Origin of the sequence: Paraburkholderia franconis (assembly GCF_009362735.1) — a bacterium.
Classification (GTDB): Bacteria; Pseudomonadota; Gammaproteobacteria; order Burkholderiales; family Burkholderiaceae; genus Paraburkholderia; species Paraburkholderia franconis.
The window spans coordinates 47318-59649 of the sequence record NZ_WHNP01000031.1; the positions used below are offsets into that span (position 1 = coordinate 47318).

Sequence of the window (12332 nt, forward strand, 5' to 3'; positions counted from 1 at the left end):
CGTTTTGCCCTTACGCGCGTTGCGCGTAGTTGGTTTCGACCCACTTGCGGTACTCGCCCGAAGCGACTTCGTCGACCCATTCCTGGTTGTCGAGATACCACTGCACGGTCTTCGCGAGCCCCGTCTCGAACGTCTCAGCGGGCTTCCAGCCAAGCTCACGCTCGAGCTTGCGCGCATCGATCGCATAGCGGCGATCGTGGCCAGGACGGTCCTTCACATAAGTGATCTGATCGCGATACGAGCCTTGCGCCTTCGGACGCTTCTGGTCGAGCAGGTCGCACAGCGTGTGCACGACTTCGAGGTTCTTCTTCTCGTTCCAGCCGCCGACGTTATACGTCTCGCCCGGCACGCCGCGCGCGAGCACTTCGCGGATCGCGCTGCAGTGGTCGCCGACGTACAGCCAGTCGCGCACGTTCTGACCGTCGCCGTAGACGGGCAGCGGCTTGCCGCCGAGCGCGTTCGCGATCATCAGCGGGATGAGCTTTTCGGGGAACTGGTAGGGGCCGTAGTTGTTCGAGCAGTTCGTCGTCAGCACGGGCAGGCCATACGTGTGGTGATAGGCGCGCACGAGATGATCGGAGCCCGCCTTGGTCGCCGAATAGGGGCTGTTCGGCGCATAGGGCGTGGTTTCGGAAAATTGCGGATCGGTTGCGGACAGCGAACCGAAGACTTCGTCCGTCGACACATGCAGGAAGCGGAAAGCCGCCTTGTCCGCATCGTTCAGCGCGCTCCAGTACGCGCGGGCTGCTTCGAGCAGCGTGAACGTGCCGACGACGTTGGTCTGCACGAAGTCCGCCGGCCCGTGGATCGAGCGGTCGACATGGCTTTCGGCTGCAAAGTGCAGCACCGCGCGCGGCTTGTGCTCGGCAAAGAGTGCGTCGAGCGTCGCGCGGTCGCAGATGTCGGCGCGCACGAACACGTGACGGGGATTGTCCTGCTGCGACTTCAAGGTGCCCAGATTACCGGCATAAGTGAGCTTGTCCAGATTGAGGACTGGCTCATCGGAGGCGTTCAACCATTCAAGCACGAAATTGGCGCCGATAAAGCCGGCACCGCCCGTTACCAGGATCATGGGATTCCTTCTAGAAATTTTCTCGACCGACTAGCCGGCTAGCCGCAGCTGTGAAAAACCGGCAGCCTTTACCTGAGCGGCCCGAACTCCGGCAAAGTTGACCGACCCCGCGAAGCGCGCGGTTTGTAACCGGCAATTATAAAGGTGTCAATGAGAAACACCAGCGCGCTAACAAACTGAGACGTTTTGTAAGTCAGGCCAGTGCAAGCATCCAGTCGATGGTGTCTTCGAGCCCGATGGCGGGCATTTCCGGCACCACGCGGTTCAGCCGTTCGGCCGAACCCACCAGCATCTTGACCTCGTTTTGACGGACGAACGCGGGATTGACGCGGACTTCGAGATCATGCCCCGTCGCTTCCCGCACGATGTCGACGATGTCCGTCAACGTGCGCGGCGTGCCGCTGCAGACGTTGAGCGTCTCGCCCGCAACAGGCGATTCCAGCAGCGCCCGATAGGCGGTCGACACCATCCGCACATCGGAAAAATCGCGCGCGACGTCGAGATTCCCAAGCTCGATAAACGGCCGCCGCCGGACGAAATGGGAAACAATTTTAGGAACAAGGAAACGCTCGGATTGCCCGCGTCCCGTGTAATTGAAGGGTCGCGTGACAACGATGGGCAGGCGGTCGAACCACGTCCGCACCAGATGCTCCATCGCCAGCTTGCTCGCCGCGTAGTGGTTGACGGGTGCGGGCGCGGTAGCTTCGTCGACGACGCCCTCCGCGTTGCCATAGACGTTCGCGCTACTCGCGATCAGGATCTTGCGCGGCTCGTGGCCGACGTCGACGCACGCCTGCAGCAGGTTCGTCGTGCCGATCACATTGACGTTGTACAGGTCCAACGGGTCGTCATGCGCGACGAAGCTGATCGCCGCCAGATGCACGATGAATGCGGGCTTCAGTTCGCCGATCAGGCGTCGGCAGTCGGGCAGCGACGTAATGTCGAGCGCGCGCTCGCCGGGCTGCGGCGCGCCGGCCGTCGTGCCGATGACCTCATAGCCCGCGTCGGCCAGTTCCTCCCGGACGTAGGCACCAGTGAAACCGCTCGCCCCCGTAAGGAGCACGCGATGGATGACTGGCTCAGACGGATGCCGCAAACTCTTCCTCCCCTGCTTTGAGATGCTCGGCCGTGCAGGCAGCCGGGCGATTATATCTGACGAATAAATCGGCCCGCTTCATTCCCAAGGCGCGTAAAAGCGAGTTTGACGGCCAGAAAATCCTCAAAAAATCAAAAAATATTTCTGCAGTTGCGCCGTCAACGCGCGACGGGCGGCATCGAGGCGCGGCGCGCTCAACGACGATGTCACGAGCGCGCGCTATCATGTGGCGTTGTGCAGCGCAGGTCGTCGGCAGCGTATCCGTTCCCTTATCGAGCGGGCATCCGTCGCGTCACGACACTGCCGCCGCGTCCTTTGGAACCACCCATTCTTCCCGATGACCGTTTCCACCAGCTCCCCTCCCCTCGCTTTCGGCGATCTGCAGGGCTGCCGCACCCAGTTCCAGCAACTTCTCGCGAAGGCCGCACCGCCCGCCGATGCGCCGCTGTGGTTCGCGGGTGATCTGATCAATCGGGGCGGCGAATCGCTCGCGACGTTGCGCGACATCATCGCGCTCGGCGATCGCGCGGTTCCCGTGCTGGGCAATCACGACCTGCATCTGCTGTCGGTGTCGGCAGGCATCCGCAAGTCGAAGAAAGGCGACACGATCGACGAAATCCTTGCCGCGCCCGACGCCGAGGATCTGCTGCACTGGATTCGCCACCGGCCGCTCGCGCACTACGAGAACGGCATGCTGCTCGTGCATGCGGGCGTGCTGCCGCAATGGGACGTCGATCTGACGCTGGAACTCGCCGACGAACTGCAACGCGCGTTGCGCGCGCCGGGCTGGAAAGAGACGCTCGCGGGCCTGTACGGCAACGAGCCGAACCGATGGAAACCAAGCCTCAAGGGCATCGACCGCCTGCGTCTGACGTGCACCGCGCTCACGCGCATGCGCTTCTGCGATGCCGACGGCGTGATGGATTTTTCGTCGAGCGGCGGCATCGGCTCCGCGCCGAAGGGCTTCATGCCGTGGTTCGACGTGCCTGGGCGCAAGACGGAAAACACCACGATCGTCTGCGGACACTGGGCCGCGCTCGGCCTGATGATCCGCGACAATCTGATCGGACTGGATTCAGGTTGTGTGTGGGGCGAGCAGCTGACGGCCGTCCGGCTGGCGCAGTCGCCCGCCGAGCGCACGGTCACGCAAGTGGAATGCGAAGGCTGCCGCGCCGACGGCGGTTGATGGGCGCCTGATCGATTACGCGTGGCGTGTCAGATCGACGTCCGAACTGCCGTCGAGCGCTTCCGCCGCGCTGTTCGCGCTGGCATCGATGAACTCCTGAGTCCGGTCGGCGATCTGTCCGGAGCGGCGCGCCTCCGGGTCCTGCAACGCGGCGAGCGCTGCCTGCACGGAAGCCTGCGCCTCAGACGCAAGCAAGCGCCGGTCGGCACCCGGCGCGAGCGGCGCGCCGACATACACATGCGCGGTCAGCGGGCCGCCGCGCAACAACGCATCGAGCGATTCGCCAAGTGACATCTCGCCGATATACGCCGGCGCTGTCGATTGCCGGCCGTGCGCATCTTCGTACATCAGGCAGAGAGGCTGCACGGGGCGTGACGCCGATACGGGCGCCTGAAACATGTTTGCGTGAAACGGCAACAGTTGAGTGCCGTCGGACGTCGTGCCTTCCGGAAATACGCACATCAGCTCGCCCGCGTTCAGCCGGTTTGCGAGTTCATGCATAATGCGCTTCGCGTCGCTGCGCTTCTCGCGCTGAATGAACACGGTGCCCAGTTGCTGGGCGCACCAGCCGACGATTGGCCACTTGCGGATCTCCGCCTTCGATACGAACGGCGTCGGCCGCCACGCGTTGATCACGTAGATGTCGATCCACGAAATGTGATTCGCGACGACCAGCACGCCTTCATCGAGCCGCACGCCATCGTTGTGCACGACGAGACGCATGCCGCACAACTGCAGCATGCGCAGCGACCAGGCGCGATTCAATTCCAGACGCTGCTGCGCAGTCGCACGAGGAAAACGCGTCCAGACGGTCCACATGCCGTACAGCAGATGCACGACCAGCCGAACCTTGCGAAATGCGAGCTTCATGGTGAGAGTTTTCCGCTTACCTTCCGATTCTTCGGAGCTTCTTTTTCGCTTCTCTGCCGATGTCCGGCTTTCTCAGCGCTGCTCGAACGCAACCTGCCCGCCGACGACCGTCGCACGCACGCGCGCAGGCAGCTCGTAGCCGAGGAACGGCGTGTTGTGCCCCTGGCTCTTCAGCGCGCGAGGCTCGACGCGCCAATGTGCGCCGCGGTCGAACACGCACAGATCGGCGGTTGAGCCCACTTCGATGCGGCCGGCGGGCAGTTTCAACACGTCGGCAGGCGCGGCCGTGATGCGGTTCAGCGCCTTCGCGAGCGAAACGCCCGCCTCGTCCGCCCACTTGACCGTCAGCGACAGCAGCAGCTCGAGCCCTGTCGCGCCCGGCGTCGCCTCGGCGAACGGCAGCAGCTTTTCGTCGTCGTCGACGGGCGTGTGGTCCGAACAGATCGCGTCGATCGTGCCGTCGAGCAGGCCCGCGCGAATCGCCTCGCGGTCGCGTTGCGAGCGCAGCGGCGGATCGAGCCGGAATTGCGAATCGAAATAGCCGATGTCGATGTCGATCAGATGCACATGATTGATCGTCACGTCGCAGGTGACGGGCAGGCCTTCTGCCTTCGCCGCGCGCATGAGCGCGACGCCCGCGCCCGACGACACGTGCGACAGATGCACGCGCGCACCCGTCACGCGGACGAGCTCGAAAATCGTATGCAGCGCGATCGTTTCCGCCGATACGGGCACGCCCGATAGACCAAGGCGCGACGCGAGCGGCCCGCTCGCCGCGACGCCGCCCTTCGCCAGATAGGCATCTTGCGGACGCAGCCACGCGGTATAGCCGTACGTGTTCGCGTACTGCAGCGCGCGCAGCAGCACCTGCGTATCGACGATGGGCGTATCGGCCTGCGAGAAGCCGACACAGCCCGCTTCCGTCAGCTCGACCATCTCGGTGATCACCTGCCCCTTGAGGCCGACCGTCAGCGCGCCGAGCGGATAGACATGCGCGCGGTTCAGATTGCGCGCGCGAAACTTGAGCATTTCGACGAGGCCCGGCTCGTCGAGCACGGGATCGGTGTCGGGCGGACACACGAGGGTCGTCACGCCGCCTGCGAGCGCCGCGGCCATTTCCGATTCGAGCGTCGCCTTGTGCTCGTAGCCCGGTTCGCGCAGCCGCGCGGACAGATCGACGAAGCCGGGCGCCACATACAGGCCCGTCGCGTCGATCGTCTTTGCCGCGTTGAAATCGGCAGGCGCGCTGCCGAGCGCGACGATCTTGCCCGCCGCGATGAATACGTCCTGTTGCTGCTCGGTGCCCGCGACCGGATCGATCAGCGTGCCGCCTTGAATGTAAATCTTCATTCGCTGCCTTTTTTGCCTGCCAGTGTGCCTGATGTGGTTGCGTGAACCGTCTGCGGATCAGTCGTTGTTGCCCGCGACGATGCCCATCACCGCCATGCGCACCGCGATGCCGAACGTCACCTGATTGAGGATCACCGACTGCGGCCCGTCCGCGACCTGCGAATCGATTTCGACGCCGCGATTCATCGGGCCCGGGTGCATCACAATCGCATCGGGCTTCGCGAGCGCGAGACGCTCGGGCGTCAGCCCCCAGCTCTTGAAGTACTCCTGCGCCGAAGGTAGCAGCGCGCCGCTCATCCGCTCGTTCTGCAGACGCAGCATGATGATCACGTCGACGCCCTTCAGCCCTTCGTCGAGGTTGTGGAACACGCGCACGCCCATCTGTTCGAGACCGCCCGGCAACAGCGTGCGCGGACCGATCGCGCGCACTTCCGGCACGCCGAGCGTGGTGAGCGCGTGAATGTCGGAGCGCGCGACGCGCGAATGCAGAATGTCGCCGACGATCGCTACGCGCAGATTCGTGAAATCGCGCTTGTAATGACGGATCGTGTACATGTCGAGCAGACCCTGCGTCGGGTGCGCGTGCCGGCCGTCACCCGCGTTGATCACGTGCACGTGTGGCGCGCAGTGCTCGGCGATCAGATACGGCGCGCCGCTCGACGCGTGGCGCACGACGAACATGTCGGCATGCATCGCCGACAGGTTGTTGATCGTGTCGAGCAGCGACTCGCCCTTGCTCGTCGACGAAGCGTTGATGTTCAGATTGATCACGTCCGCCGACAGCCGCTTTGCGGCGATCTCGAACGTGGTGCGCGTGCGCGTCGAGTTTTCGAAGAACAGGTTGAACACCGACTTGCCGCGCAACAGCGGCACCTTCTTCACTTCACGGTCGGTCACGCTGACGAACTGCTCGGCCGTATCGAGAATGTGGCTGACGATCGCGCGCGGCAAGCCCTCGATTGTCAGCAGGTGCTTCAACTCGCCGTTCTTCGTAAGCTGCGGATTGCCCTTCAGGAAACCGTAGCGAAAACGGTCCGCTGACGCGGCGCTGTCGGTGGAACCTTGGGAAACCTGGTTGAACGTGTTCATCCGGTTGCGCAGGAACCCTCGGCGTTCATGCCGGGGAGGGATAGCGCGACGTGCGAAGCGCGCCTCGCTGTTGTGCCGGTCCCTGATTCCTTTCCTTTATTTAATGGCACGGGTTGCGTATCCATAGCCATCCGCCGGTTGCACCATCGTGCAATGACGGTGTGCTATGCCCTGTACGACACCTTGCGGTGTCTGGATGTTAAAGTTCCCTGTCGCGCGAACGGCGACACGGCCGACATGCGTTCCGGCCTTCTTGCCGGTGGGAACCGTGGCCCGGACACGGTCACCCGTCTGAAAACCGTGAATGCGTTTCTGGCGGACCAGGAAACCTCGCGGAAAACCGTGCGCGGTCAGACGCGTGCGCTGATAACTGCCGCGTCCGCTGCACTTGAGCTCCAACGTCGGCCGTTGCCAGCCGAATATCGCCTGGACTGTTCCGACGCACGCGGCGTCAAGTGCGTGGGTCTTCGGGAGTCCAAGGCGCGTACGATTCCACTTTGTCCGTCCACCGCTACCGGCCTCGACAGTCAGGTCCGTGGTCTTCAACGCGTTGAGCAGCACCCAGCGAGTGGTGTTGACAGCGGCTGCGTCCCGCAGCGGTGCCTTTGCTTTTGCCAAAATGCGTGCGAGCCGTGCCTTTTCTTTGACGAATTCGCGCACGTCCTGTGCGCCCTTGTCGAGGTTGCACGGCTCACAGCCAAGCGTCAGGTTCGATACGCGATTCGAGCCGCCACGGGCCTTTGCCAGAACATGCTCGATTTGCAGCGGCACACCCTGTGCATCGCAGTAAGCACACCGTCTACCCCATTTCTCGAGCAGGTATTCCCGCACTTCGTAACCAAAGAGTACGCCTTGCTGGTACTCAACGCCGGCAATCTCCGGGTTCTGCATTGCCTGCATGTCGAAGCGCACCAGTTCCATGGACAGCGCCGAAAAGGGCACCCAACGCTGGATGCGCCGGAACCACGACATCGTGGTTTCGATGCGGTGCTGCAGACTTGGAGCAAGCCACCCTGTCCTGCGCGTCCGATTATTGAACCGCGGCGCACGGTAGCGCAGATTCGCACCGCGACGCCGACGCCGAAACCTGCTCCGCTGCATCAACGCTTCACTGATTTGCCGGCCACGGTGGACCAACTCGAACAGGTTCAGCACTCCAACGCCCGCGTCGGCCTTTTCGAGCACAAGAGCCATTCCGGTGGTTTTGCTACCGGGGTCGAGCTTCAACCGCAAAGGCTGGAACCGACTGTTCCTTGCCAACCGGTCAGTCAGGCGAATCACGAACGGCACCACCCTGTGTACGCGTGCGCGACCGCGCGCGAGCAACAGCCTTGCGCGTTTCTCCGAGCACGGCATCAGCGGTAAGCCCCGCCTGTCCAAAACAAATACGCTCAATCTGAAGTTCCCATTCTGCCCTTACGGGCCTCGTGACGGGAGCCCTGCGGCCCCGCTCCCCTCGCCAATGTTGTTCGGCAGCACATCCTCGCGGCCCGTTTCGGCACACCCAAAGCGTGTCTGCGACCGCAGGTTACAGGGCCTGGAACTGAGGAAGCATTCCAGGGTGTGTCCTTAACTTCCGTACAACGTAGCTGCTATGCAGCTTAGGCTGGTCAATCAGGCTTTAACGACAGGCCTCGCTCTTCAGGGCGGGGTGATTGACGGTATTCCTGAATCAGACTGGCACTGCGGTGTGATGCTGGACAGCTGCTTTGGATACTGACGTCGGACGCTTGCGCACATTCTCGCACCAGCGTGTTGTCGTTCGCGATGCGAGCCTCAACTCAATCCGCGCTCGGCTCTGTGTGAAACGTGAAGCGTTCTCCATCGCGCGCGAGCACGAGCGTCGCATTCGCAGGTACCTCGACCGTGCCGCCGAGGAAGCGTGCGGCGACCGGCAACTCGCGCCCGCCACGGTCGGCGAGCACGGCCAGTTCGACGGATGCGGGGCGCCCGTAGTCGTACAGTTCGTTCAATGCGGCGCGCACGGTGCGGCCCGTGTACAGCACGTCGTCGACGAGCACGATGCGGCGGTTGTCGACTTCAAACGGCAACGAAGTCGGGCTTGCCTGCGTGTGCAGACCTTTCTTCGCGTAATCGTCCCGATGCAGCGCGACGTTGACGACGCCGAACGTCGCAACGTTCAGGTCCTTGGCGAGCCGCTCGGCGAGCCATGCGCCGCCGCTGTAGATGCCGGCGAGCACCGCGCCATCGGGACCACCCAGCGCGCCGCCGTATGCCGCGCGAATCTGTTCAAGCACAGCGCGATAGAGCGCCTCGGCGTCAATGGAACTCATGATCGTAGGAAAGTCCGTCCAGATACTGCTGGAGAATGATGCACGCGGCTTCGGCGTCGAGCATGCCGGCCTGTCTCGCCCCGCTGCGGATGCCCGCCTCCGCTTCGACCGACGAATAGCGTTCGTCGACCCACGAGACGGGGAGATTGAAGCGCCCATTCAGCTGATTGCCGAAGCGTTTGGCAAGCTGCGTTCGTTCATGTGCGGTGCCATCGGGATGCATCGGCAGCCCGACGACGAGCGCATCGGGCTTCCATTCGTCGATCAGTTTGCCGACGGCTTCGAAACGGTATTCGCGATTGCGGTTTTGCAGAACGACGAGGGGCCGAGCGCTGCGCGTCAGTGAATTGCCGACGGCCACGCCGATGCGTTTTTCGCCATAGTCGAACGCAAGCAGCGTCGCTTCACGTCCGGCTATGTCGCTCATGCGTGACCCGCTTCGCCGGAGAGCATCGACGACGAAATGCCGAGCAGTGCGAGCGCGGCTTCGAAACGGTCTTCAGCGGGCACGTCGAACACGATCTTCGGATCGGCCTGAACGGTGAGCCAGCCGTTCTTCGAGATTTCATCTTCCAGCTGGCCCGCGCCCCACCCGGCATGACCGAGCGTCAGCAGGAAGCGCTGCGGACCCTTGCCGCTCGCGACAGCTTCCAGCACGTCTTTCGACGTAGTCATTTCGAGCCCGCCCGGCACCTGCATCGACGACGTGTACGTGCTTTCCGATGCGTCATGCAGCACGAAGCCGCGTTCCGTCTGGACGGGACCGCCGAAGTACACGGGAACATGCAGCAGAGGTTCGATTTCGAGCTTGAGATCGATGCGATTGAAGAGCGCCTCAAGGTCGATGTCGGTTGGCCTGTTGATGACGAGGCCAAGCGCGCCGCGCTCGCTGTGATCGCAAAGGTAGACCACCGTTCCTGAAAACGTGGGGTCCGCCATGTTCGGCATGGCGATCAGGAACTGGTTGGTCAGATTGATGCGATCGTTACTCTTGGGCATAGGTCGAATTTTAGCAAAGACGGTGCGCAACTGCGGGCTTCTGGCCCCATACACGGAGGCCTGCCGGATCGTACCGCGCGCCACGCTTGCAGCCTGTGCGCAACCTGTGTGCATCGGTGCGCGGCCGGCAAAAACCGCAGTCCATGAAACTGCACTCTATCACGCGCCTTGGCCTTGCCGGGCAAGAGGAACGTGCGCTATCGCGCGGCAGATGGCATAGGACAAGTGACCGTCCCTATCCAACCCGCGTAAGCCTTCGACTCGCTACGCGCCGCCGTGTTCGATCGCGTGCGTGAGCGCCGCGAGAGCGGTCGTCGCGGACTGCGGTGCGACACCCGCCGCCACCTTGTGCAACATCGCACGCAGCGCCCCGGCAGCGGCTTCGAGCGAAGGTGCGTCGGGCGCGTCGACGACGACATGTGCGCGAACCGCGGGCGTCGACACGCCAGCGTGCGCACGGCGACGCCACGCGAGCCCAAGCGCATCGGCGAGCAGCGCCACCTGGCCCAGTCCGAGCGCGGACGCCGCCGCGCCCAACCGGTACGCGGCATCGCCAGCCTGCAGCGCGGCGCTGGGGTCCGCCTTCTGTGGATTGTCCGCGGCGCGTGCATGGTCGGTCAGCGCGACGATAGCGCCATCGGCCGTCTGCAAGAAGTCTTCGTAGGCGTTCGCATTGACCGTCAGCACGCCCAGCTCGCGCGTCGCCGCGACGTACGCGGCCAACGCCTCGGCCTGGCGCGCGCCCTGCTCCCACAGCGCCTCGGACGCCTGCGTGCCCGCGATATGCCAGTCCACCGTCAGGCCGTAGTCCCGCAGCAGTTCCACGTGTTCGGTGTCTTCGGCGGCGGCGCCGAAAAGCGCGTAGTCGCGCCACAGAAGCGCGAGCGTCGCGCGCACAAGCGAGCGCGGCGCGAGGGGAATGCCGCGCGCCTCGTCTGCGAGCGCCAGATTGCAGCGCGCATAAAAACGCCGCGTTTCAGCGTCTTCGATGGATAGGCCGCGTGCGCGCAACGCGCGGGCGCAGGCGGACGCGAGACGCCAGAAGTCGTACGGATCGGGACCCGCCAGTTCGGCAAGGCATGCGTCGAGATCGCCGAGCGCGGCGTTGACGGCGCCCGCCACCGCGCTTGTGCCGACATTGCCCTTCGAGCGCAGCACGGGAAGCAGCGCCCGCTCGTAGCGCGCCCGCGCATGCGCGAGACGCGCGGCAGACTGCGACCGGAGCGTGACGGGCGGAATCGGCCGGCCGGCCAGCGCGATGTCTTCGAATGCAACGCTGTAGGCGGGCGTGTGCTGCGCGATGTGCGTGCTGAGTGCCTCGTAGTGTGAGAACAGCGCGGGTGAGCAACTCAGCTCGCGCAGATTGCGCCGCTCGAGCGTCGCGTGAAACGCGCGCAACGCCGCGCCGAACGTGGCGCGCGCTGGCGCCTCGTCGGCGAGACCGCTCGCGGCCATCGGCGACACCAGCAGTAGCGCGTCGGTGAAACGTTGCGCGGCCAGCCAGCCCGCCTCGCGCAGCGCGCGCACTGCGACGAGCAGCTGCGCGGTCATGTCGCGACGCCCTTCGAAGGCGTCGAGGGCGTCGGCAATGGCCTGTTCCGCCGGACGGACGGCGCCGCCGCGGGGGTTCGGTAAAGCGTCGAGCGTGTCGGGCGATGCGGATCGAGGAGTCATGAGCAGGCTGCAAGTACGCCGGCATCGTCGGACAGGCACCAGCACGGCGCCGCCCGAACTGCCGCAGTGGCGAAAATAAAGCAACCGCAGGGCCTTCGGACGCCTAGCCGGAAACGGCGCCCGCGCACTTTGCAGACGCGAGACGCCGGGCTGGCAACGGCTGCGCGAACGGCAAGCGCACGCGTTGCGCGCATCGGCAAGCTCCGGCAAGCATCGACGCCGACGAAACGGCACCTGCTAGGCCAAAACCATAATCATGCGCAATAGCGCACTATAAAGCGCAATGAAAGCCCGGTGACGCGCTACGCTGCGACACCGCGTGTGCATGGATGTTCCATCCCGCGCGAAAACATGCAATTCGAGTCCTGCTGCCCTTCACTCCATGCGACGGACAAACGCTACCCGTCGCCGAGCGATGAGTCGCTCAGATCTGGACCATCTCGAAGTCTTCCTTGCGGGCGCCGCACTCGGGGCAGGTCCAGTTGATGGGGACATCTTCCCAGCGCGTGCCCGGCGCGATTCCTTCCTCTGGCAGACCGGCTTCTTCGTCGTAGATCCAGCCGCAGATCAGGCACATCCAGCTCTTATAATCCATTCTTGAGTCGCGTCGAAAAGTCCGTGGAAACGGGAGCCATGATGGTACCGTGTTGCCGCCGGTATGCCTAGCGGATGCGGGGTCCGAGCGGTCCGAAGCGGCCGTTG

The 12332-nt window shown here is 64.1% G+C and carries 12 protein-coding genes; 1 reads left to right on the forward strand and 11 read right to left on the reverse strand.

Annotated elements, in window-relative coordinates; all coding sequences use genetic code 11:
• Window positions 1–10 precede the first annotated feature (10 nt).
• Window positions 11–1072, reverse strand: coding sequence for a dTDP-glucose 4,6-dehydratase (gene rfbB / locus GCT13_RS27975; RefSeq protein WP_152763576.1), 1062 nt, complete (start codon window positions 1070–1072; stop codon window positions 11–13).
• Between the two features lie 193 nt (window positions 1073–1265).
• Window positions 1266–2168 carry an NAD-dependent epimerase/dehydratase family protein gene (locus GCT13_RS27980; RefSeq protein WP_152763578.1) on the reverse strand — a complete coding sequence of 301 codons (903 nt, stop codon included), beginning with the start codon at window positions 2166–2168 and terminating at the stop codon, window positions 1266–1268.
• Between the two features lie 337 nt (window positions 2169–2505).
• Here GCT13_RS27980 and GCT13_RS27985 point away from each other — a divergent pair, with 337 nt between their 5' ends.
• Window positions 2506–3354 (forward strand): symmetrical bis(5'-nucleosyl)-tetraphosphatase, encoded by an 849-nt coding sequence (locus GCT13_RS27985; protein WP_152763580.1) that lies wholly within the window; start codon window positions 2506–2508, stop codon window positions 3352–3354.
• Between the two features lie 15 nt (window positions 3355–3369).
• Here the strand turns inward: GCT13_RS27985 and GCT13_RS27990 are convergent, their stop codons facing one another.
• The 9 genes from GCT13_RS27990 to GCT13_RS28030 form a co-directional block, all read right to left on the reverse strand.
• A complete protein-coding gene (locus GCT13_RS27990; RefSeq protein ID WP_152763582.1) occupies window positions 3370–4224 on the reverse strand; it encodes a lysophospholipid acyltransferase family protein in 855 nt (284 codons plus the stop codon).
• A gap of 72 nt (window positions 4225–4296) precedes the next feature.
• The gene (locus GCT13_RS27995; RefSeq protein ID WP_152763584.1) at window positions 4297–5574 is read right to left on the reverse strand and encodes a dihydroorotase; all 1278 of its coding nucleotides are present in this window, start codon (window positions 5572–5574) and stop codon (window positions 4297–4299) included.
• Between the two features lie 57 nt (window positions 5575–5631).
• Window positions 5632–6663, reverse strand: coding sequence for an aspartate carbamoyltransferase catalytic subunit (locus GCT13_RS28000; protein WP_152763586.1), 1032 nt, complete (start codon window positions 6661–6663; stop codon window positions 5632–5634).
• A gap of 96 nt (window positions 6664–6759) precedes the next feature.
• Window positions 6760–8019, reverse strand: coding sequence for an RNA-guided endonuclease IscB (gene iscB, locus GCT13_RS28005; protein ID WP_321574670.1), 1260 nt, complete (start codon window positions 8017–8019; stop codon window positions 6760–6762).
• A 425-nt stretch (window positions 8020–8444) separates the two neighbouring features.
• The gene (pyrR, locus tag GCT13_RS28010; RefSeq protein ID WP_152763587.1) at window positions 8445–8957 is read right to left on the reverse strand and encodes a bifunctional pyr operon transcriptional regulator/uracil phosphoribosyltransferase PyrR; all 513 of its coding nucleotides are present in this window, start codon (window positions 8955–8957) and stop codon (window positions 8445–8447) included.
• Window positions 8944–9384, reverse strand: a complete 441-nt coding sequence (gene ruvX / locus GCT13_RS28015; protein ID WP_152763589.1) for a Holliday junction resolvase RuvX — start codon at window positions 9382–9384, stop codon at window positions 8944–8946. The genes pyrR and ruvX overlap by 14 nt, the downstream gene beginning before the upstream one ends.
• Window positions 9381–9956 (reverse strand): YqgE/AlgH family protein, encoded by a 576-nt coding sequence (locus tag GCT13_RS28020; RefSeq protein ID WP_152763591.1) that lies wholly within the window; start codon window positions 9954–9956, stop codon window positions 9381–9383. Before GCT13_RS28020 ends, ruvX begins: the two co-directional genes overlap by 4 nt.
• Before the next feature lie 264 nt (window positions 9957–10220).
• On the reverse strand, window positions 10221–11630 hold the full coding sequence (locus GCT13_RS28025; protein WP_152763593.1) for a hypothetical protein: 1410 nt from the start codon (window positions 11628–11630) through the stop codon (window positions 10221–10223).
• Window positions 11631–12054: 424 nt separating this feature from the next.
• Entirely contained in the window at window positions 12055–12225 is a 171-nt protein-coding gene (locus tag GCT13_RS28030) for a rubredoxin (protein WP_152763594.1), read from the reverse strand.
• Window positions 12226–12332 lie beyond the last annotated feature (107 nt).